At 40.8% G+C, this 22,417-nt stretch carries 18 protein-coding genes and 1 pseudogene; 16 read left to right on the forward strand and 3 right to left on the reverse strand.

The window, feature by feature from the left end; translation table 11 throughout:
• Positions 1-71: 71 nt before the first annotated feature.
• The 11 genes from purN (at position 72) to KSMBR1_RS00705 (ending at position 14,105) form a co-directional block, all read left to right on the forward strand.
• Positions 72-701, forward strand: a complete 630-nt coding sequence (purN, locus tag KSMBR1_RS00655; RefSeq protein WP_099323593.1) for a phosphoribosylglycinamide formyltransferase — start codon at positions 72-74, stop codon at positions 699-701.
• 15 nt (positions 702-716) lie between these two features.
• Positions 717-1,586, forward strand: a complete 870-nt coding sequence (locus KSMBR1_RS00660; protein ID WP_099323594.1) for a carboxypeptidase regulatory-like domain-containing protein — start codon at positions 717-719, stop codon at positions 1,584-1,586.
• A 135-nt stretch (positions 1,587-1,721) separates the two neighbouring features.
• Positions 1,722-3,515, forward strand: coding sequence for a TOL_0244 family TonB-dependent receptor (locus KSMBR1_RS00665; RefSeq protein WP_164994912.1), 1,794 nt, complete (start codon positions 1,722-1,724; stop codon positions 3,513-3,515).
• Positions 3,516-3,707: 192 nt separating this feature from the next.
• Entirely contained in the window at positions 3,708-4,586 is an 879-nt protein-coding gene (locus KSMBR1_RS00670) for a PhnD/SsuA/transferrin family substrate-binding protein (RefSeq protein WP_099323596.1), read from the forward strand.
• Positions 4,587-4,642: 56 nt separating this feature from the next.
• The gene (locus KSMBR1_RS00675; RefSeq protein WP_099323597.1) at positions 4,643-5,629 is read left to right on the forward strand and encodes an ABC transporter substrate-binding protein; all 987 of its coding nucleotides are present in this window, start codon (positions 4,643-4,645) and stop codon (positions 5,627-5,629) included.
• Between the two features lie 13 nt (positions 5,630-5,642).
• On the forward strand, positions 5,643-8,540 hold the full coding sequence (locus tag KSMBR1_RS00680; RefSeq protein WP_169702776.1) for a hybrid sensor histidine kinase/response regulator: 2,898 nt from the start codon (positions 5,643-5,645) through the stop codon (positions 8,538-8,540).
• Between the two features lie 249 nt (positions 8,541-8,789).
• A complete protein-coding gene (locus KSMBR1_RS00685; protein ID WP_099323599.1) occupies positions 8,790-9,035 on the forward strand; it encodes a DUF433 domain-containing protein in 246 nt (81 codons plus the stop codon).
• A 2-nt stretch (positions 9,036-9,037) separates the two neighbouring features.
• On the forward strand, positions 9,038-9,388 hold the full coding sequence (locus KSMBR1_RS00690; RefSeq protein ID WP_099323600.1) for a DUF5615 family PIN-like protein: 351 nt from the start codon (positions 9,038-9,040) through the stop codon (positions 9,386-9,388).
• Positions 9,389-9,419: 31 nt separating this feature from the next.
• Positions 9,420-10,427, forward strand: coding sequence for a GGDEF domain-containing response regulator (locus KSMBR1_RS00695; protein ID WP_099323601.1), 1,008 nt, complete (start codon positions 9,420-9,422; stop codon positions 10,425-10,427).
• A 6-nt stretch (positions 10,428-10,433) separates the two neighbouring features.
• Complete coding sequence (locus KSMBR1_RS00700; protein WP_099323602.1) at positions 10,434-13,094, forward strand: DEAD/DEAH box helicase; 2,661 nt, start codon at positions 10,434-10,436, stop codon at positions 13,092-13,094.
• Between the two features lie 18 nt (positions 13,095-13,112).
• Positions 13,113-14,105: an SWIM zinc finger family protein gene (locus KSMBR1_RS00705; protein WP_197705298.1), complete on the forward strand. Its 993-nt coding sequence runs from the start codon at positions 13,113-13,115 to the stop codon at positions 14,103-14,105.
• Positions 14,106-14,610: 505 nt separating this feature from the next.
• On the opposite strand, the gene KSMBR1_RS00710 is transcribed toward KSMBR1_RS00705, so the two are convergent.
• Positions 14,611-15,846 carry a BaiN/RdsA family NAD(P)/FAD-dependent oxidoreductase gene (locus tag KSMBR1_RS00710; protein ID WP_099323603.1) on the reverse strand — a complete coding sequence of 412 codons (1,236 nt, stop codon included), beginning with the start codon at positions 15,844-15,846 and terminating at the stop codon, positions 14,611-14,613.
• Between the two features lie 428 nt (positions 15,847-16,274).
• Entirely contained in the window at positions 16,275-17,012 is a 738-nt protein-coding gene (locus KSMBR1_RS00715) for a carboxypeptidase-like regulatory domain-containing protein (protein WP_157775590.1), read from the reverse strand.
• A 461-nt stretch (positions 17,013-17,473) separates the two neighbouring features.
• On the opposite strand from KSMBR1_RS00715, the gene KSMBR1_RS00720 reads away from it, so the two are divergent.
• The 3 genes from KSMBR1_RS00720 to KSMBR1_RS00730 all read left to right on the forward strand — a co-directional run bounded on the left by KSMBR1_RS00720 (position 17,474) and on the right by KSMBR1_RS00730 (position 19,943).
• Positions 17,474-17,692: a PTS sugar transporter subunit IIA gene (locus KSMBR1_RS00720; RefSeq protein WP_099323605.1), complete on the forward strand. Its 219-nt coding sequence runs from the start codon at positions 17,474-17,476 to the stop codon at positions 17,690-17,692.
• Positions 17,693-17,885: 193 nt separating this feature from the next.
• A complete protein-coding gene (locus KSMBR1_RS00725; RefSeq protein WP_099323573.1) occupies positions 17,886-19,622 on the forward strand; it encodes an IS1634 family transposase in 1,737 nt (578 codons plus the stop codon).
• Positions 19,623-19,658: 36 nt separating this feature from the next.
• A complete protein-coding gene (locus KSMBR1_RS00730; protein WP_157775592.1) occupies positions 19,659-19,943 on the forward strand; it encodes a PTS sugar transporter subunit IIA in 285 nt (94 codons plus the stop codon).
• Between the two features lie 511 nt (positions 19,944-20,454).
• Here the strand turns inward: KSMBR1_RS00730 and KSMBR1_RS23870 are convergent.
• Positions 20,455-20,667: pseudogene (locus KSMBR1_RS23870) on the reverse strand (IS3 family transposase); the annotation flags it as partial.
• A 423-nt stretch (positions 20,668-21,090) separates the two neighbouring features.
• On the opposite strand from KSMBR1_RS23870, the gene KSMBR1_RS00745 reads away from it, so the two are divergent.
• Entirely contained in the window at positions 21,091-21,288 is a 198-nt protein-coding gene (locus KSMBR1_RS00745) for a hypothetical protein (RefSeq protein WP_099323609.1), read from the forward strand.
• Positions 21,289-21,481: 193 nt separating this feature from the next.
• Entirely contained in the window at positions 21,482-22,411 is a 930-nt protein-coding gene (locus KSMBR1_RS00750) for a hypothetical protein (RefSeq protein WP_099323610.1), read from the forward strand.
• The last annotated feature ends 6 nt before the right edge of the window (positions 22,412-22,417 follow it).

Genomic DNA, 22,417 nt, shown 5'->3' on the forward strand with positions numbered 1-22,417 from the left:
AGCTGAAATCTTGGAAAGCGGAAATCATAGCAAAACATATTTTTTTTGTCAACTATTATTGCGTATAACCCATGAGAAAAATCATAAGTATCGCTGTTTTAATTTCCGGCAACGGTAAAACGTTGCAAAATTTTATCGACTGCATAAAGTCTGGCTCGTTGCCTGCTAAGATTCAAATAGTCATCAGCAGCAACCCTGATGCAAAAGGGCTGGAACGTGCAAAGATAAATGCTATTCCTACTGCAGTAGTTTCCCGTTCTTCATACAAAGACGTCAATTCGTTTAGCGAAGCAATTACCAAAAAACTGGAGGAATACCCTATCGAGCTAATCACCCTTGCGGGTTTTATGCATTTATATAAAATTCCGGATACATATTCCGGCAGGGTAATGAACGTCCACCCCGGCCTCATTCCAGCTTTCTGCGGACATGGATATTACGGGCATAAAGTGCATGAGGCGGTTATCGGGTATGGCGCAAAAGTATCCGGGTGTACCGTACATTTTGCGGATAACGTGTATGATAATGGCCCCATTATCATACAGAGGACTACGCCCGTATTTGACGACGACACGCCGGATACACTTGCTGAACGGGTTTTTAAGGAAGAATGTACCGCATACCCTGAAGCAATCCGCCTGTTCGCTGAAGGCAGATTAAAGAGAGAGGGCAGAAGGATAGTTATACTAAAAAAAGAGTAAAGGAGTCGGATAATTATGACAAAAACAAGATGGAACTATATTATTCCCTTTATCATAATCATAGCATTAAATCTCTGCGGTTTAAAAATATATGGTTTTGAAGTCAGTACCACAAATAAAGGAAAAGAAATAAAATGGAAAAAAGATACGGTAACGTATCTTATCAACACTACTGACGGCCCTTCCGGCAGCCTTGACGCTATATTGGCGGCAATGCAGACATGGACAGACGTTGACACATCTACATTTGTATTCATTGATGGTGGCACAACCTCAAAAAAAAACCACGGCGAACCAGACGGCATTAATATTATTGATTTTGGAACTATTAAGGAAGAAGGGGTATTGGGGCAAAACTCTTTCTGGTTTTATACGTCCGGAGAAATGTTTGACAGCGATATACGTTTTAACACCAAAAATACCTGGAGCACAGACGGCTCGTCAGACAAATTTGACGTGCAGAATATAGGCACGCATGAACTCGGTCACTCCCTCAGTTTGGCGGATCTTTATAGCAACAGCGATTCTGAAAAGACGATGTATGGCTATGGTTTCGCCGGCGATACCAGCCAAAGGACGCTGCACCAGGACGACATGGATGGGATTACCTACTTGTATCCCTCTACGAAGAACAGCAACATCTCCGGTACGATAATTGACATTGAAGGAACACTACTGGAAAAAGTTAAGCTGCGGCTGAAAAAGGGAAGCAAAACAAAAAAGAAAACAAAATCAGACGAAAACGGTTACTTTGAATTTACCAATTTAAAAGGCGGTTCCTACAAAATTATCGCAAGGAGAAGCGGCTATAAAAAATCAAAGACAGCGGTAGAACTTGGTGAAGCAGAAGAGAAAGAAATTGAAATCATAATGGATGAAAAATAAACATTAATAACATTAACAATGAAAAATACGATTATCCTATTTCTTTTTATTCTGCCCCTGTTTGCTGCCTTCCCCCCTCAATCAGCGCTACCCGAAGATAACATATCTCAACAATCGATATTGCAAAATCAATTTATGGAAGAGTTAAAATGGTTGCAGGAAGAAAGTGTTGTTTCCACCGCATCACGCCGTGAGCAGAAAGTTTCAGAAACACCTGCGGCAGTCTTTGTCATTTCACAGGAAGATATACGCCGTTCAGGCGCAAACAGTATTCCTGAAGTACTCCGGATGGCGCCAGGGGTACACGTTGCACGGATTGATGCAAATAAATGGGCAATAACGATGAGGGGCTTTAATAACCGGTATGCCGATAAATTACTTGTTTTAATTGACGGACGCACAGTTTACACCCCCCTGTTTTCGGGAACATACTGGGATGTTCAGGACACAATGCTGGAAGATATAGAACGTATCGAAGTTATCCGAGGTCCTGGAGGCGCGTTGTGGGGCGCCAACGCCGTTAACGGAATTATAAACATCATCACAAAAAGCGCAAAAGACACCCAGGGCGGACTCTTCACTGGAAGTGCAGGCAGCGAAGAACGGGGCATGGGAGGGCTTCGCTATGGCAGCAAGATAGGCGGGAATGCCTATTTCCGCATCTATTCAAAATATTTCAACCATGACGATTTCGTTCTTGAATCAGGTGACAGCGCAAACGATAGCTGGGAGTCTGCACGTGCCGGTTTCAGGGTTGACTGGGATTACTCAAGTAAAGATGTGTTAACATTTCAAGGCGATATTTACACGGGTGATGAAAGCGAAAGGAATAATTTCAGACAGAGTTCTGACATCTATGTATCAGGCGGTAATTTACGGGCCAACTGGAAACATGCCATTTCGGACACTTCAGACATGATGTTGCAGATATATTATGACAGAACGAACCGCATAACTACAAGCATTGAGGAAGAACGCGACACCTTTGACATTGATTTTCAACATAGTTTGCGTCTTACCGGCTGGAATGAATTTATATGGGGACTTGGATATCGTTACACGCAGAACGACACCGAAGACGATGACGGATTATTGCTTGATCCTCAAAACAGGGAAAACAACTTATTCAGCATGTTTCTGCAGGATGAATTTTCCTTTTTCGAAGATACGGTGAAGGTTACCTTCGGAACCAAGTTTGAGCACAATGATTACACCGGGTTTGAAATACAACCAAGTTTAAGGGTACTCTGGGCATTTACATATACCCAAACGGTATGGGCTGCCGTTTCACGAGCGGTGAGAACCCCTTCCCGTGTTGAATCGGATATAATAATTGATTATTCACCCTATTATTACTTTACCGGCAACGATGACCTGGATGCTGAAAATCTTTTGGCCTATGAAATAGGATACCGCATTCAGTTTTCAAAAAAACTTTCACTGGATATTGCCACGTTCTACAACATGTACGACAGCATAATAAACGATGTTAACGACGAAACGTTTGAAAATATTTTTGACGTAGAAAGTTATGGCATAGAAACAACCTTAAACTGGCAAATAACCAATCAATGGAGATTAGTCCAAAGTTATACCTATTTTGATATTGATTCTACTAATTTTACCTCAACTGATCCCCTGTCAGACCCTCATAGTCAATTCAATATCCGTTCATTATTAAACCTGCCGCACAACATGGAACTCGACGCAGCCCTCTTTTATGTTGACAGTTTTACCAGTCTTGACAGAAATATTAATGACTATGTTCGTTTTGACGTCAGACTCGGATGGCACATCACAAAATACCTTGAAGCAAGCCTCGTGGGAACAAATTTACTTGACGATAACCACCTTGAATACAATGCCAGATCGGTAGCGCCTACCGAAATAGAACGCGCTGTGTATGCAAAATTAACATGGAGATTCTGATGTATTATTACAAAAGCGTCTATTTCCATGTAACACAAGCATCCTGGTTGTAATATTTAATATCCAGGCAGGCAGCCTGCCTCTATACACCCATGCACGCTGACAGGGAAGCATGGGGCAATTTTAAGCCCAAATAATTATTTATTAAAAAAAATCGGGAATGCCCCCGTCTAAAATTTTATAATACGCTACATGATCAAATCTGCCTTTTTGCAAATAACGATTACCAGAGAACCTTCCTTTCTTTTTTCCGTAAAAGCATCCCTTATTTATCTGATATTGTTAATTTTTCTTCTGTTAATACCTTTTCACACCGGGCTTACGGCCTTTGGCGAATCAAAGTGTACGATATATTTTTATAACCCGGAATCAAATATCGACAACTATGCCTCTCTGAAAACAAAATTCGACCTGTACTTAAAAAAGATCGGCCCATACCAGTTTCAACCCTTCAGCGATAGAAAAACTTTTGAGAACAAAACCAGAGGTCAGCATAATTGCATTTTTATCCTCTCAAGCTGGTATTATAAAGAATTAAGGCATTTTACCTCTCTTAATCCCGTGCTCATTGGCACATTAGATGGCAATTCTATACAAAAAAAGGTGCTTATCGCCAAGAAAAACATCGATTCCCTGTCAATGCTGAAGGGCAGCAGCGTTGCTTCTTCAGGCAGTAAAGAATACACGGTAAAATTTCTCCAGTCGATGCTGACTGGAAATGACAAAAACATTCCGGAAACACTTCAAATTCTCAATGTTCCCAAGGATATTGATGCGCTTATCTCTGTTGGTTTTGGCCTCGTCCAGGCAGCATTGACCACTGAATACAGCATTGAGATGCTTGCGGACATAAATAATGGATTATATAAAAACCTTTCCGTTCTTGCGGTAAATGAAAAATCCCTGCTCCCGGTTGTGGCAATACCGACAGAATACGGTAAGGGGACGACGGAGTTGCTGGAAATAATTAAAACTATGGGGGAAACGCCTGAGGGAAAAAGTAATCTTCAGATGTTTGGAATTGATGGCTGGAAAATGCCCGATGAAAGTGATTTGGAGTTATTGCGTTAACGGGTAGAACCCTCCTACCTGAAGAAGAGAGAGAAACCACATATAGAAAGTATTTCATGATCATAACGGTTAAAAATCTGGCAAAAAAGATAAAAAACTGCGCACGTAAAAAAGCGGCTGAAAGGGTTCTCCTTATCACGCTTTCGATGCTGCTGGTTGCGACGGCTTTTCTGGCCGGTATGTTACCGGCAGACGAAAAATGCGGGGCATTGATCATCAATTCCAATGAGTCGGTAAAAAAATATTCCATGATACAAACCGTATTTAAAACTCATTTTGATGGCGCAGTTGCAGAAATTGATATAGGGAGTAACTGGCTTGATGAAAAGGCCTTAGAAAAAACGCTATTAAACAAAAACCCCGATATGATTTTTTCTATAGGTTCAAAGGCTTACCTTCTGGCATGCAGGGTTGCGAAAGACGCCAATATCATTTACTCTTTGGGTATTAACTGGCAGCGTTTCGCGATAACCGACAAAACATATGTTATCGCCAGCGAAGTACCTCCCCTTACAAACGCAATGATGTACCGCTATTTCTTTCCTGACATAAAAACGGTGGGCATTCTCTATAGCAAAAACCACAATAAAGAATGGTTCGGGGCAGCGGTTACCGAAGCCAAACAAGCCGGAATCCAAATTATAGGGAAGTCTATCGCAAAAGAAAAGGAGGTAAACAATGCGCTCAACTACCTACTGCCAAAGGTTGATGCACTCTGGTTAATTTCAGACCCCGTTATTCTTTCCGGTATGGCACAGGTGAAAGAAATCTTTGCTCAATGCGATGCAAGAAAAATACCTGTCTTTTCCTATGACCAACTCTTTACAGATTTCGGCGCATCGTTTATTATTTCGGCGGATGTCGCCACAATGGGAAAACAAGCCGCTAAAATAGCGCAAAATCTTTTATCAAACAAGGGCGCTGTCGAAAAGGTACAAAATCCGGCGGGCACTTATATAGCCATAAACGTTAAAAAACTGGAACTGTATGGCATAAAACTGAATACAAAGGCGTTTTCCTCTGTGAATGAGTTTATTGAATAAATAACATATGACAATGAATATCCGGACAAGAAACAGTATAAAATGGAAACTCCTTATCACAATGCTGGGGTTGATTATTGGTCTTCTGACAATATTGACCCTTGTTCAGATTTATTCTCAAAAGGAAATATTGACAGGGGAACTTGAACAACGGATTGAGTTAATAAAGGATAATCTGCGCAAGCAGGGAAAAACCCTTTCCGACAATCTGGCGTTTCAGGTGGAAGATGCGCTTGCATCATTTAACCTCCTTGATATCTTCAGCAAGACTAATAAAGCCGTGAGGGAAAATACCGATTTGAAATATATCATCCTCGCCGATTTAAAAGGTTTTGCACTCATTCACACATTAAAACCAGAACTGAATGACAGTATCCTCTCAGGCGGTGACGATACATTTGCGATAGCTCAAAAAAATGCAACCATCAATGAGTTTGAAAAAGACGGGACACCCTATATGGAATTTATCGTGCCCATTCACGTCAGCGCTGATCAGTGGGGAGCATTGCGGCTCGGATATTCACTGGAAAACCTCTACCAGATACTCTCCGCTTCACGCCACAAAATTAAAGAGCAGATATTCAACATTATAATACGTTCCGGTCTGACGACTATCGTCTTTATTGCGATCGGTTCATGCCTGGTGCTTTTTCTTTCTTCCCGGCTCGCACAACCGCTTATAAAACTTGCGCAAATGGCACAAGAACTTGCAAATGGAAATTTTTCCGTTTCAGAAAACAGCATCCTTAACTCGAAAGATGAAATCGGCGTGCTCGCACAAACATTCTCCATCATGTCAAAGGAGCTAAAGAATTACTATGAAATACTGGAAGATTACAGCCATTCGCTGGCAATGCGGGTGGAAGAACGGACGGCGGAACTGCTGAAATCAAATAACCTTTTAAAGCAGGAAATCGATGAACGCCATCGGATTGAAGCGGAACTGGAAAAAGCCAGGGAAGCAGCAGTCGCCGCCAATAATGCCAAAAGCGAATTTCTCGCCAGCATGAGTCATGAAATCCGCACCCCCATGAACGCTATTATAGGCATGTCAGACTTATTATGGGAAACAATGTTGACGCCCAAACAGTCTGAATACGTTAAGGTGTTCCGCAACGCAGGGGAAAATCTCCTCCAGATAATCAACGACATCCTTGATCTTTCCAAGGTAGAGGCAGGGCAAATCACCATTGAACACATTGAATTTAATCTGCGTGAACAAATAGAAAAGACGTGCGAAGTCATGGCGTTCCGCGCCCACGAGAAAGGCCTCGAATTGAACTGCCATTTAGCCGAGGATATTCCTACTTCTTTCATCGGCGACCCGGTGCGTTTGCATCAGATACTAACAAACTTAATTGGAAATGCCATTAAATTTACCAGGACAGGAGAGATTCTTCTGACGGGAAAACGTAATAAACTGCCCGGCAAAAAAGGCATGCTGCTTTTTTTGGTTTCTGATACCGGAATAGGCCTTCCGGAAGAAAAGCAAAGTATTATTTTTAATATTTTTTCACAGGTGGATTCTTCCACTACGCGCCAATATGGTGGAACAGGGCTGGGACTTGCAATCTGCAAACGCCTGGTTGAATTAATGGATGGAGAAATCTGGGTAGAAAGCACCCCGGGCAAAGGAAGCACCTTTTATTTTACCGTAACCTTTGATGTTCATCCTAAACCTCAGGAACAAAAAGAAATACCGTTATCGGGCGCTGAAAAACCTTACGTCCTGATAATAGACGACAATGCCACAAACCGCATGATATTACGTGATATGCTGCACGGATGGGATATTCCCGTCGCCGAAGCAGAAGGCGGAGAAAATGGTATAAACGAACTCAAACGGGCAAGGAACGCCGGAACACCTTACAACCTCCTTCTCCTTGATTGTCGCATGCCCGGCATGGACGGGTTTCAGATTGCGCGTTCCGTCAAGAACGATCCGGAGCTTGCCGGTCTGATTATTATGATGTTCACCTCTGACAATAAAAGCGGGGATGTGGCAAGGGCAAAAGAATTAGGAATAACCACATATCTGGTGAAACCCATCAAAAGACATGACCTTCTCACCAGCATTAACGCCGTCATAGACCCACAAAAGACCATACCGTTTACCGGGCCGGCATCTCGCACCGTTATTCAAATACCTGAAAGCGTTCCCACCCGGCAGCTCTTGCTGGTTGAAGATTACTATCACAACCGGGTACTGATACAAGCCTATCTTAATAAAACAAACTTTAAAGTGGACGTGGTGGAAAATGGACTTGAATGTCTGGAAAAATTTAAAAACGAAAAGTACGATCTTGTATTAATGGATATACAAATGCCCGTAATGGATGGTTATACCGCAACAAGGGAAATAAGAAGATACGAAATGGAACTCGGGCTGAAAGCAACGCCTGTTATTGCATTAACAGCTCATGCATTTAAAGGAGATGAACAAAAAAGCATCGACGCCGGGTGCAATTGCCACCTGATTAAGCCAATAAAAAAACAAACGCTTATCGACGCCATACATAAATATGTCCCTTTGCATGCAAATTACACACCGGCGACAGACGGAGAAAAAGCGGCATTTTCAGCAGGTAAGGTTACGAATGAAATTACTGTTGAAAATAAATTATTTGTTTCAATTAATCCGATATTTAAAAATGTTACTCCTGAATTTATTGAAGACGTACGAAGCGATATAATGACGATGACTGCCGCATTACAGAACACAGACTACAAAACAATCGAAACACTGGCGCACCGGTTAAAAGGGGCAAGCGGAGGCTATGGTTTTGACGAACTTACCGACATGGGGAAATTCCTTGAAATAAGCGCTAAAAACAGACACGTAGCAGAAATGCAGAAATGGATTCACGCAATGTCACAGTACATTGAACAAGTGGAGATTGTCTATGAATAACACGATACCGGGAACATTTTAATTTTTTGGGAAAAAAATTACCTATAGGGGCTATGATTTGTAATAGCAAGGCATGCCTTGCCGTTACAAGAAAAATGTTTTATTCCTGATTAATACGAGAAAAGGCCTTGTTTCACTCTTATAATTCCGATACCATAAAAATCCGGTTACGGTATAATAATGTTTTTTAAACATATATAATGACTATTTGAAGGTCAGTTTGAACAGTTTTAAATTTGGGGGAAAATTATGAAAGACGAAGAACTCTTAAAACGCATTACCTTCGATTCTTTAATTTTCAACGGAAAGCCAATTATTCGCGGAATGCGGATAGCTGTTGAACATATACTTGGAATGCTTGCCAGCGGTTCAACAATTGAAGAACTATTAGAAGGCTATCCCTTTTTGGAAAAAGAAGATATCCAGGCATGTTTGATCTATGCATATCGAATGGTTGCTCATGATAGGATTGAACCAGCCCTGGTAAAGAATTGACCATGCAATTTTTACTTGACAGTTGTATTTCAAGTTTTGCGGTAAGAGATCTAAGAAGCGCAAATTATAATGCTTTATGGATACCTGAGGGTGGTGAGGATCCTGGAGACGAAGTGATTATGAGGAGGGCGCTTGATGAAAACCTGATACTGGTTACAGCAGATAAGGATTTTGGAGAACTTATTTTTATCTATAATAAACCTCACCCGGCAATAATAAGATTGGTAGATATTCCCGCCAAAGACCAGGGGAAAATACTACTGCGATTAATAGAAAAGCATAAAGACATTCTTGAAAAAAAAGTAATAATTACAGTTGACAGATATCGTGTTCGCATACGTATAAACGAATGACCCATTGTTAAGAAACAAGTATAAATTGTCTATGAATAACCCGATACTCGTCGTTGACGACTCCAAACACGTACAAAGACAGATAGAAATATTTTTAATACCGGAAGGATTTTCACGATTATTTTTTGTCAATTCCGCTCAGGAAGCATTTCATTTATTGGGTTTGGATGATGAAAACTCAAAAAATAGAAAATGTGAAATTGATTTAATCCTTATGGATATTAACATGCCAGGTACAAACGGAGTGGAAGCCTGCCTGAAAATAAATGCAACAAGGCATTTAAAAAATATTCCAATCATAGTGATAACGGCGGAGGATACGGATGAAGGATTAAAACAGGCATTTGGCGCCGGTGCGATAGACTATATAAAAAAACCTTTAAATCCGGTCGAATTAATCGCACGGGTGAGTTCTGTACTTAAATTAAAAAAAGAAATGGATGAGCGCGAAAACAGAGAGAAAGAACTGCTTACGCTTGCGCAGGTGCTGGAAAAAACAAACCAGGAATTACAACAGGCAAATGAAAAGCTTCATCAGCTCTCGCGGACCGATAGTCTGACAGGACTCGCTAACAGGCGCTTTTTCGACGAAATGCTGCACAATGAATGGAAACAATCCGTCAGATTGGCAAAACCGCTATCCCTATTGATGATTGATATTGATTTCTTCAAAAACTATAACGATACCTACGGCCATCAGAAAGGTGATGAATGCCTTAAACGAGTATCAATGGCCATCCTCAGCGCCCTGAAAAGAGAGTGCGACATAATTGCACGTTACGGCGGAGAGGAGTTTGTCGCCCTGCTTTCTGATACAGATGAAAGCGGTGCCGTTATGGTTGCAAAGGCAATGCAATCGAATATTGAGGCGATGAACATACCCCACAAAGATTCCAATGCCAGCGGCAGAATCACCGTAAGCATTGGCATTTCAAACGAGGTTCCAAGCGCCGCCTCGTCTCCCGAAAAGTTAATTTCCAAAGCAGACAAAGCGCTTTATCTTGCAAAATACGAAGGACGCAATCTTATTAAATGGTAGATTATTATGAATTTTGAACTAAACGCAATAGTCATGCCCAACGGCACTTTACAGTTGGAGTGGAATGAAGTAAAGGAAAGGATAGACAAAAATCAACAACTGCTGCAAAATGAGATACACAGCCGTTTTAAAACCGATTTTAAATCCTTCCTTTTATTCCTTAGCTTTTCAGACCAATCCATCCCGCTCTCACCATCCCTTGATTACTGGCGATATTTCACTTCTGAATTTTCAAATAAGCTGCGCCATATACCCGATCTTGAAACTATCAGAAACAACATAGCCATTCCATTAGGGAAAGAAGATATTGCTGAGATGCTGATTCGTGCCCCACTCATGACGGGTTTCGAGTACCTTAACGCCGAACTTCTTAAACTGCTTTGGCATATGCTCAATGCGCAATTTCAATACGAAATCAGTATTTACCGGGGAACGGTAGAGGATTTCATCCATACCTACAGCCCTGATTTACATATTGTCGGACGCATTTATTTTCATCTCGTTGAAAATAAACGGCAGGATTATCCCTTTGCTTTTCTCGCCACCTATTCCACCCAAGGCGACAAACAGGGCAAATCAAAACACCTCCCCTTAAAATACGCATTGACGGAATATGGAGGGAACAATGAAAAACTGCTGGACCTTCTTTCCACCGTACACCTTGCGGCAAAAGAAAGCGATCTGATCTCCCATCTCGTTGACTCCGGCGAACTGTTTCATCCACTGGCATGGGACGAAAAGGAAGCGTACCGCTTTCTGAAAGAAATTCCCACATATGAAAAATACGGTATCCTGTGCCGTATCCCCAACTGGTGGAAATCTGCATCATCTCCGCTTAAGGTAAACATTCAGTTAGAGGGCAAAAAAGAAACCTTTCTTGGAATGGACTCACTACTCGATTTCAACGTCAACCTGCTTCTTGGCGATACGCCTGTTACCGAAGAGGAGGCAAGAAGGCTGCTGGCGGAGACTGACGGTCTGGCATACATCAAGGGCAAATGGGTTGCCGTTGACGCCGAAAAGCTTGAACAGGTTCTTCACGCCTATGAGAACGCCCGCAAATTAACGGAAGATAAGCATTTCAGCCTGCGGGACGCACTAAGGCTGCAACTGAACCCGAACAATTTGCTTGGTTTGACTGAAAATGATGACAATATTGAAGTATCAAACGGAAAGTGGCTGGAGCAAGTAATGGAAAAACTGGCAAACCATGACTTGATTCCCCCGGCATGTTTGGATCACACCTTTAAGGCACAGCTCAGACCCTATCAGGAAAAAGGTGTTAATTGGCTTTGTTTTCTGGATTCCCTGCACTTCGGGGCATGCCTGGCTGATGATATGGGGCTTGGCAAGACGATACAAATACTGGCATTTCTGCATCTTCTGAAGAATAAAAAAAAGAAAAACGCCAGTCTGCTGATAATCCCAGCATCCCTCATATCAAACTGGAGCAATGAAATAAACCGTTTTGCGCCCGATCTGAACTATTTTGTCGCCCATCCGGAAGCACACAAAGATAAAAAATTTGAGGTAAAAGATGAAGAATCGCTCAACAAACTTGATCTTGTAATCACTACATACACCCTTGTACAAAAATATGAATGGCTGAAAACATATGTATGGCATTATGTAATCCTGGACGAAGCACAGGCAATTAAAAATCCAGGCACAAAACAGACACGTAATATAAAAACATTACAATCACAAAATAGAATTATCATGACAGGAACTCCAGTTGAAAACCGGCTGTCTGATCTGTGGTCATTGTTTGATTTTCTGAACCCCGGCCTGCTCGGAAACGCAAAAGAGTTCGGCGAATTTGCGGGCAGCGTTAAAAAGAATCACACCGGATACACCCGGTTAAAGAAGATCATCAGCCCGTATATTTTAAGAAGATTAAAGACCTACAAAACGGTCATTTCCGACCTGCCGGAAAAGGTTGAAATGTACACCTACGCCGGGTTAAGCAGAAAGCAGGTCGTCCTGTACCAAAACACCGTTAAAGAACTGTCAAAAAAACTCGAAGCAACAGAAGGCGTTCAGCGAAGGGGCCTCATTTTGGCGTCATTAATGAAATTTAAGCAGCTTTGCAACCACCCTGACCAGTTTCTTGGAACAGGCGGATATGAAGAGGCTGACAGCGGAAAATTTATGCGGCTGCGTGAAATTTGCGAAACGATCTATGAAAAGCGGGAGAAGGTACTAATCTTCACCCAATTTAAAGAAATAACCGGCCACCTGCACGCATTTTTGAAAACAATATTTGGACGCGAGGGACTGGTAATGCACGGGAGCGTCTCCGTTGGCATGAGGAAAAATATTGTAGAACAATTTCAGAACCGGGAGTATATTCCTTATATGGTATTGTCGCTAAAGGCTGGAGGCGTCGGGTTAAATCTGACAGAGGCAAATCACGTCATCCACTTCGACAGATGGTGGAATCCCGCCGTTGAGAACCAGGCGACAGACCGGGCGTTTCGCATCGGACAAAAGAAGAACGTTATCGTGCATAAATTCATAACGAAGGGAACTATTGAGGAAAAAATCAATGATATGTTGCGTGAAAAAACAAAATTAACGACAGACGTTATACAAGTCACCGGCGAGTCCATGATAACAGAAATGGAAAATAAAGCGCTGGTTGACCTTTTCAAATTAACATTATAATGGAGGAAAGAGGCAATTATGAGTTACTGGGGATTCCCAAGATATGTTTCCGTTGGGGAAAAACAGCAGAGAGCAAAAAGGAAGTTAGAGCAGTTGATGAAGAAAAACAAAGATATAAAGCCCGTGATACTGGCGGGTAATACCCTTGCAAAAACGTGGTGGGGAAAGGCATGGAACAAAAATTTAGAAGGATACGCCGACTACAGCAACCGTATCGGAAGAGGAAGAAGCTACGTGCGCTGCGGCTCAGTACTTGACCTTCAGATACGCGAAGGCATGATAACCTCACTTGTACAGGGGTCAGATTCAAGCCCCTATTCCATAAAAATAACAATAAATATGCTTGAAAGAAACATCTGGGAAGAGGTAAAGGATTTTTGCAAAGGCAAGCTTGATTCGATGCAGGAGCTTTTGATGGGAAAGTTCCCAAAAACATTAGACGAGCTTTTTACCGCTCATGGGAAAGGGCTGTTCCCATCTCCGAAAGAAATAAAATTTGACTGTAGCTGTCCCGACTGGGCAAGCATGTGCAAACACATTGCGGCTACCCTTTATGGGGTAGGGGCAAGGCTTGATGACGACCCGAATTTATTCTTCCTGCTCCGAAAGATCGAAATTGACGATTTGATATCGGAAACGGTCAAAGATAAAACGGAAGAATTACTTACACGGGCAAAGAGAAAAAGTTCCCGAATCATTGAAGACCAGGATTTGTCATCCGTTTTTGGTATAGAGATGGACACCACACCTGATACAAAAGCAAAAACAAAGGCGAAAATTAAAGGTAAAGATGTTGCGCAAAAGAAGGCAAGCACCGCTACAAAAACAAGCAAGGTCAGCACAAAAAAACCCGCTAAAAAATCTATAAGCACAGGGAAAAAGAAGGCCGCCTTAAAATCTGCAAAGAAAACCTCAAAGGCAAATACAGTGAAAAAACCGGTACAAAAGGCCGTCAAAAAGACACCTGCCAAGAGCAAAAAAACCACTAAAAAGACCATCAAAAAGAAATAACACTACAGCGATATTTTTCATTTCAGATGTTGCAGCAATTTTTTTGTACACTTCCTATGAAGATGAAAGAAACAACCCTGACAGGGTTCCCGGCGGGTTCAGGTTTACAACCTGAACCCATGAGTTTATGCAGATAATGAGGCCTGTACTGCGGTAAAATTCCAAAGCCCAAATCACTAAATCCCTGGCTCGAAAATAAGACTACAAAAAATAACTCAGGCACAGGTACCGCAATATGATATTGCTATAAAACCATTTTCATCGTTTCTGGGTGTTGGAAATGAAACATGATGACTGTTTGGAATTTATTTGTCATTTGTTCTGTTAATAGAAGGCGGGATTGAAAGTATAAAACGTTTGGTTCAGGTCAAAAACCTGAACCCACGAATGTAGTTTCCATTGCCATTACGTACCCAATCAGATACTTCACTATGTTCAGTACAAGGTTTGGGAACGAGTTGTGCTTCGGTAGTTTAATAGATTACGCTGAATAGTTGCTTCTGTTTTAAAGAACAGAATTTCCGGCCAGATATCCTGTGGAAAATGCTGCCTGAAGGTTAAATCCTCCTGTTGGGCCATCTACATCAAGCACCTCCCCGGCGAGGTATAATCCCTTTATTAACTTAGATTCCATTGTTCGCGATTCAACCTCATCCAGGTCAATTCCGCCGCCGGTTATAATAGCTTCTTCAACCGGCCTGTGGGACGATAGGGTAAGGGACAGACCTTTCAACTGGTCCAGTATCTTTTTTCTTTCTTTTGTCGTTATTTGGGAGGCCTTCTTCTTTTCGTCAATTCCGCATATATTCAGTAGTAAAGGAGAAAGTTTTTCAGGAACAAAATACGTAAGGCATGTTTTTATTGCCTTACCGCCGTTAGTATTGATTTTTTTTACCAGTTGCGTGGTTAGCTCGGCAGGCGACATATCTGGTTTGAAATCGATGCCTATTCGTACCGCGCCGTTTCCATGATTTTCCATAATACGTTTGCTTATGGAGAGAATCGCCGGGCCGGATATCCCATAATGAGTAAAAAGCGCTTCACCAAAATGTTGCGCGATTTTTCTGCCCTGCCGGCAAGCGGTAATCTGTGCGTTTTTAATCGGAGTTCCCTGCGCTTGTTTCACCCATGCCTCCTCCGTCTCAAAGGCAATTATTGCGGGATATGTCTTGCAAATAGTATGGCCCAGTGAAGAGGCAAGTGTATAGCCATCCCCCGTGCTCCCGGTAGAAGGATAGCTCAGGCCGCCTGTTGCAATCAATACATTGCGCCCCGCTATAAATCCATCCTCTGTTTCCACACCAATCACTTGTTTATTTTTTTCTTTCACGCAGACTATGCGTGAATTTTTCTTAATGGTGATCCGATGTATGCGAAGATACGATAGCAGTGCGTCCAGAACTGATTCTGCCTTTTGGCTTTTTGGATATACACGCCCTTTGCTTTCTTCAATAGTTTCGACACCATAAGAGTAAAGAAATGACCGTAGTTTTTCAGGAGAGAAGATGCCCAATGACGGGCGCATAAATGGCCCCGCCTTTTCATACGCATCAAAAAAAGCGGCAAATGACGCCGTATTCGTCACATTACACCGTCCGGAAGCGCAGAGAAGAAGTTTTTTGCCCGGATGGGCATTCTTTTCGAGAAGGATTACGCTTTTCCCTCTTTCTCCCGCCCGCCCGGCGGCCGTCATCCCTGCAGGGCCTCCTCCAATTACGATAAAATCGTACACATCTGCCATATCACAATTTCACACATATTTTTACAGAAATTTATCGCGAAAAACCTCCTGTGCCAGAAACCTCATTCCCTTTCGTGTGCCAGCCAGGCCATTTCAAATTGATAATTATCAATTATCAATTTGCCCCCCACTACTTCTCTCTTTGCGTCTTTGTGTGAATATTTTCATTCCCATTTATGAACAATAGGATCATGGCTGTTTCATTATTCGATTGCAGATTAAGCTTAGCCGCTCTATGCGTTACTACTTTTTATTTGAAACGCACGATTAACATTTATAGAGCACATTGTGCTCTCTGAAAGAAATGCATTAACAATGCGGGAGGTGTGTTCAATAAAGAGGTATGAAGTGTATTCTTTCTGAAAAAAAACAAATTATTACAGGTGAGGGGGAAATGTGTATTTATCCTGATTTTGGAAATTGTTTACTTACGATGAAACCTCAAAGAAAAAGCCACCTCCGTTACGTGAACGTATCGTCATCTCTCCTACGCAATAAAAATATTTACCTGGTGGTAATTCGGCTACACGCAGCCCTACATTATCCCCAACCCTTGAATAAGTGTCATCCAGTTTATGCAAAACATACTTCATCGAAGGATAAAAAACAATACTTCCCACAGAACCGTTTTTATCAACACGGTAAAGTGACTTACCCATAACCAGCGGATTATCCGTTTGAAAATCAATAATCCTCAGGGTATTCCCGTTAATTTTTGTCGGTGTGCCTTTCACGTAAAACCTTTTTTCTTTACTGGTACTTTCTGAATCATACTTTGCTTCATTTATTTTTACATAATCATCTTTCCCTACAAAAAATAATCCTCCGCCAGGAGGCACCTTCCACAGGGTAATATCATCCAGGGCAATTTCATCAATTACTTCAACCATAAATGAATAACTCAGCGGGACAAATTCAGTTTTTTTTGCCATTAATTGAATATTGCCGGGAGAATAAGTTACAGAAAAATTACCGGAAGTATCCGTTGTCGCCATATGTTTTGAGCCATTTGAAGTCACTTCAATATCAGCAAACGAAACCGGTTTCCCAAAACCATCAATAATCCTGCCACGCAACGTTCCTGAATCGAACGTATAGCCATAGCTTGTTACCGCCTTTAAAACAATGAATACGCATACAATAAAAACAGGAAGCCTTCTTGACATAATCTGAAATCCTTTATGAATTAACAGCAAAATAGTACACAGATACAATGTAACTAATTTGTAACACATCATAACAAGAATTGTCAAATATTTAAAAAATGGTCCAAGGTCATTCGCTATTCGTTCCTAATTTATTAATGTGGAATACGGTACAGCCGGCAGTTTACAGTCGGCAATCAGCAAATTTCGGATTGTAGACTGTTGAAGGTGGAAATTATTATAAAAAACCTCAACTTATTGAGAAGTTACCTATTTACCCTGTTTTTTATGTCCCATGTATTTTACAAAAAGCTAAATTGTTACAAAATAATTGATTTTTTTAAATTAAAAATTACAATGTAAAAAAATGATAACACTATAGTGTTTTATTGCGGAGATACCTTGGAAGAAGATATTTTTTACTTTATGTATTGTCACTGGTATAATGCGTTAGAAATTATTTGGGTAAAGGGGAGGCAAATGTGAAACTTTCTGATGTATTAGCTAAAGAACATATAATTATTAATCTATATGGAATGAACAAATTTGAAGTGTTAGAAAAAATGGTGAAAGTAACAAAATCTTCCGCAAAAGTTGTAGATGAAGTAGATTTGCTGGAAAAAGTAATCACACGGGAAAAGATTAAAAGTACTGGAATTGGCGGTGGGATTGGAATCCCTCATGCACAAACACTAGCGTGAGTTTATCACGAAATAAGGTGTAAGACAAAGACATCAAGTTGCAATCCAATGATTTGTATCGGGTTGCGACTTTTTTTGTCTAAAAAATTATGTATACACTGAATAATACTATATTTATATTGCATTATATGCCTGTATATACTATTATACACGGAGTATTAATCTATTACGTATACACTAACAACTAATAGCCATGGCTACCATTCAATCTAAAAACTCCAGAGGTTATAAATATTGGTATATTGTCGAATCGCGGCGCGTTAACGGCAAGCCCAGGCCCATCGTCCTGGCCTATCTTGGCAAGGCAGACGATTTATTAAAACAACTGCAAGGTCTTACCGAAAAATTACGGCTCAAATCTTATTCACATGGCGCGGTAGCCGCATTGCTAAGTGTGGCCAATGCCCTGGACGTCCCTTCCGTGATTAATAAATATATAAAGTCGCCACGGCAGTATTGTGCTAAAAAACCTGTTCGAAATAATCTGACCGCCGGAAGTACCCTCTTGTTGGGTGCCGTGGGGAGAGTGTGTGTGCCTACCAGCAAAAGAGGATGGTGGGATTGGGCAAAGACGACTACTGCCGAATACTTACTCAGACACAGCTTGAGTAAAATAGACAGTCAGCATTTCTGGGATTTGATGGATGCACTTCCTGAAGAATCCATTGCAGAAATCGAGCGCGAATTAATTGAAAAGACATTTAAAACATACAACCTTCAAAGCGACACACTGTTTTTTGATACAACCAATTTTTTCACGTATATCGACACAACTAATCTGCGATGCACTATTGCCCGGCGGGGGAAAAACAAACAAAAGCGATACGATCTCAGGCAGGTCGGGTTGGCGATGGTCGTTACACGTAACGACATGATACCGTTGTTTCACCATACCTATCAGGGGAACATGGCGGATGCAAAGGTGTTCAGCGCGGTTCTTGAGACGATAAAAGACAGGATGACCGGATTAGGTTTCGACAGCAAAAAGCACACTATTGTTTTTGATCGTGGAAACAATTCCATGGACAATATGGCTATTGTAGAGAGATTGGCATTGCATTACGTTGGAGCGCTTACACCGTATCATCACAAGCAGTTGGTAGGGGATGCCATGTGTAATTTCAGGGAATATGACGTTGACGGCAGTAAGATACAGGTGTACCATGACAAACGGGTTATTTGGGGGCAGGAAAGAACCGTTGTCGTATTTATTTCCGAGAAATTAAAGGTTGGGCAATTAAGGGGAATGTCTCAGTCTCTGGAAAAGGCAGAACATCAGTTAAAGCTCTTACAGCAGCATCTGTGTAATCCAAAGGGAAAGATGCGGGACAAAGAGGGTCTGGAGGATACGATAAGAAGTGTAGTGAAATGTCAATTTGCGAAGGATGTTATCGATTGGTCGTTAAAAGAGGTATCTGAAGGCAAGTTTCAATTGAATTTTTCAATCGACCAGAAAAAGCTCGAAGAAATAGAAGGGGAACTGGGGTTCAGGATTCTTATGACAGACCATCACGATTGGGATACCGCGGACATTATAAAAGCCTACTATGGGCAATCAAAAATTGAACATGCCTTTAGAAATCTCAAGAACCCCTATCACCTTGCTTTAAAACCGCAATTTCACTGGACGGATCAGAAAATCAGGGTGCATTTTTTTATTTGCGTCCTCGGATACCTAATGGCGGCGATTGTGTGGTATCAGGCAAAAGCGCACGCACAATTTAGTGGAACGTTAGATACCCTGTTAGACACCCTTAATAATATAAGGCTTTCTGCTATGCTTGAAGAAACAAAGGCCAGAGGGAGAGTTAAGGCTACCTACAAATTGGAAGAAATGTCCGACAAGGAATCTCTGTTGATGAATGCGTTAGGCATTATGGATTTCCACAAACATCGGCTGAAACTTCAAGGACTCAGTGTATACAATTGATGTTGTGCTTAACGCATTGACTGTATTTATGTTACGTTGCTTCATGCCTTATTTTGTGATAAACTCACGCTAGGAGTTACTGATTTTATTGCGTGTTTGGGAATATCACAGGATGGCATCGATTTTAATGCCCTGGATGAAAAACCCGTACATTTGGTTTTCCTGATCGCAACAAAGGAAAGAACAAATAATATATATCTGGAGCTTCTCAGCAGTATAGCAAGGTTATTTGTCGATGAAACATTTAAACAAAAAATAATTAAATCAAAATCTCCGGATGAAATAATGCAGCTTATAAGTGAAAAAGAAGAAGAAAATTAATGAGATGAAGACTTAAAATATAGAATACCCGTATCTTCTGTTAAATATATATTTGCCAAAAATTTTATTATTATAAAATTAGGTGAGGGGAAACCATTACAAAATACTTTATCATTACAGCGGCATTTTTTGCAAGGAATCCACCAATAATAAATAGAACCGCTAATAAACGTTAGTATGAGTTTTTTTGTTAGCGTCCATTTGCATTTATTCTCGTTTAAATAGAACTGTCTAACGGATTTTACCAACAACTTATCCCCACAACGCCATTTGCCAAATTTAACACTATATATTGTGTATCTATTTCCAAAATATAAAATCCCAATGAAACATTCATGATATGGTGGCTCACAAAGGGGAATGAAAATATCCGTAACACTTTAGTATTTTAAAAAAATACTTGTTAAATCGTTGCAAACAAATAACTTGCGCTGTTTGAGGTGTGCCCTATTGTCAAGACAATATTTTGATAGAAATAAGTTAAAATTTATTTTATCCAAATGATATTAAATGGATAAATCGCATATAAATCCATCTGCCTCATGAGTCGTTTTACCCTATTACGATTTACTTCATACCCCTCCTTTCTTAACCATACCGTCATCCGCCTTACACCATAAAACGGACTCCTCGTGTACTACCCTTCAATATTATTCATCAACTCAAGGTTATGTGCGCTCTCTCCTATCAGCGTGTAATAAAAACCCGACCTTTGTAGCCCTAACAATTTACATTGACGGGCTATGCCGATCTCTTTGTTCTCCAACTCTACCAAACGCCTCTTTGCCTCAACTGGTAAGTCCAGCTTTTTTTCAACTCAGTCTAACTCCACTTTCAATTGCCCTATTTGCTGATACAACGATGACCTTATTTCCTCCGCCTTGCATTCTTCCTTTCGGGAAATTCACGACGAACTGTTTGTCGGATTTATAATATATATTATTACGTATTGCCAGATAATACAGAACAATAGTACAATCAAATCTGATTTTAGAAGTTTGAATATAAAATGGCTTTCTGAAAAATAGATTTATTTGACTAAGCATACTATCAAACTCTCCCTGAAGCCCCTCTTGATAGAGAGGCCTGATGGGTGTAAATTTTTCGAAAACTTTATTTGTTTGACTATAAAGGAGGGAAATAAGATATGGGAACCATCGATAATTTAAGAAACAGAAAGGGTTGGAATAAATTATTTGCGGGCCTGATTATGTTTATTATGTGGTATGTACTTTTCGGTAATCATAAATATGCCATTTATGGAAAAAAAGATGCTGAAACAAAGGAGACACCAACCGTAAACGAAGAATACAAAAAGCCTGAACTGGAAGTTGAGACGCCATAATTTTACAACGTATTCCGTTCACAATGCCCAGCATGGTTCTTTTTACATTTTTTTCCGTGGCCATGCCACTCTATCAATCACTCTTTATCTATTACTAAAAAACATGATACACAAATCAATAAAAACCATCGGTAAACTATTTATAGTTTTCTTTTGCACGGTTGTTTTCATACATACACCATGGAAAATCTGCATGAGTAAGGAGGTAAAAAATAATCAGGAAAGGGGACAATGGGATTCATTATTGTTTCAAATAAAGGATGTATATGACGCCATGGCAGATATGGATACAAGCAATATACCGCTGAGAGATAAAATCAGAGGATGGGAGATTTTTTTAAATACAGATGCGGTACAGCTTGATAACCCGCATTCAGATGAAGACGATTCAATCCGCAAGAAAATAAAAGAAAGAATCGAATACTGGAAGTATATTGAAACCCTTGCATTAGCGGATTTGCACGAAGAATCAAATAAGCCTTCAGAAATGCGCATTGTGGCAGATGCTCAATGGCAGAAAGAGATACTGGCAAATAAGTATTTTCTAAACGCAAAAAAATACATGGATAAGGGCGATTATATTAACGCTGAGATCTGTTTTGAAAAACTCATGTCATTGGGGACAAGACTATCGCCCAACGTATATTATTTACGCAGCGCCATTCAGGTTGAAAGTGAGAAATATGAAGACGCTGTGCAGACGCTTAACGACTATTTGGGACAAATAGGCAGTTCGTCTTATTATGAGGAAGTTACTTCATTGTCCGCTGACGCACGGGAGAAAGAGGTGGAAAACCGGGGAAAAGAGGGAGATATCCTGAAAAGAGAAATGGAGGTCCGGATTGAAGATGCAAAAAATACCCTTAACGCTTATCGGAAATTGTTAGAACGCCGGGCAGAGGTTTATCGCGAGGAACTCGAATTGTTGTCCGACAGGGGTGAAGATATTTCAGGGGATGTAGTGAGGGATTACGAAAAAGAAGAAATCTCCCTTAAACCGGAAGAAAAAAATAGAATCGAAGAAGCAAAAAAGATGTTAATTACGTATTTGAAACAAGCGGAACAAAAACCAAAGGCTTATCAGGAAGTATTGAATTTACTCATGAACCCTGATAAAAACTGAGATAAA

Origin of the sequence: Candidatus Kuenenia stuttgartiensis (assembly GCF_900232105.1) — a bacterium.
Lineage (GTDB): Bacteria > Planctomycetota > Brocadiia > Brocadiales > Brocadiaceae > Kuenenia > Kuenenia stuttgartiensis_A.

Bases quoted from the DNA above. Each gene is read 5' to 3' on its own strand.
- KSMBR1_RS00695 (WP_099323601.1), top strand. From the start codon at position 9,420: ATGAATAACCCGATACTCGTCGTTGACGACTCCAAACACGTACAAAGA.
- KSMBR1_RS00675 (WP_099323597.1), top strand. From the start codon at position 4,643: ATGATCATAACGGTTAAAAATCTGGCAAAAAAGATAAAAAACTGCGCA.
- KSMBR1_RS00670 (WP_099323596.1), top strand. From the start codon at position 3,708: ATGATCAAATCTGCCTTTTTGCAAATAACGATTACCAGAGAACCTTCC.
- KSMBR1_RS00750 (WP_099323610.1), top strand. From the start codon at position 21,482: ATGAGTAAGGAGGTAAAAAATAATCAGGAAAGGGGACAATGGGATTCA.
- purN (WP_099323593.1), top strand. From the start codon at position 72: ATGAGAAAAATCATAAGTATCGCTGTTTTAATTTCCGGCAACGGTAAA.
- KSMBR1_RS00680 (WP_169702776.1), top strand. From the start codon at position 5,643: ATGAATATCCGGACAAGAAACAGTATAAAATGGAAACTCCTTATCACA.
- KSMBR1_RS00745 (WP_099323609.1), top strand. From the start codon at position 21,091: ATGGGAACCATCGATAATTTAAGAAACAGAAAGGGTTGGAATAAATTA.
- KSMBR1_RS00660 (WP_099323594.1), top strand. From the start codon at position 717: ATGACAAAAACAAGATGGAACTATATTATTCCCTTTATCATAATCATA.
- KSMBR1_RS00710 (WP_099323603.1), bottom strand. From the start codon at position 15,846: ATGGCAGATGTGTACGATTTTATCGTAATTGGAGGAGGCCCTGCAGGG.
- KSMBR1_RS00705 (WP_197705298.1), top strand. From the start codon at position 13,113: ATGAGTTACTGGGGATTCCCAAGATATGTTTCCGTTGGGGAAAAACAG.
- KSMBR1_RS00715 (WP_157775590.1), bottom strand. From the start codon at position 17,012: ATGTCAAGAAGGCTTCCTGTTTTTATTGTATGCGTATTCATTGTTTTA.
- KSMBR1_RS00685 (WP_099323599.1), top strand. From the start codon at position 8,790: ATGAAAGACGAAGAACTCTTAAAACGCATTACCTTCGATTCTTTAATT.
- KSMBR1_RS00725 (WP_099323573.1), top strand. From the start codon at position 17,886: ATGGCTACCATTCAATCTAAAAACTCCAGAGGTTATAAATATTGGTAT.
- KSMBR1_RS00665 (WP_164994912.1), top strand. From the start codon at position 1,722: ATGGAAGAGTTAAAATGGTTGCAGGAAGAAAGTGTTGTTTCCACCGCA.
- KSMBR1_RS00690 (WP_099323600.1), top strand. From the start codon at position 9,038: ATGCAATTTTTACTTGACAGTTGTATTTCAAGTTTTGCGGTAAGAGAT.
- KSMBR1_RS00700 (WP_099323602.1), top strand. From the start codon at position 10,434: ATGAATTTTGAACTAAACGCAATAGTCATGCCCAACGGCACTTTACAG.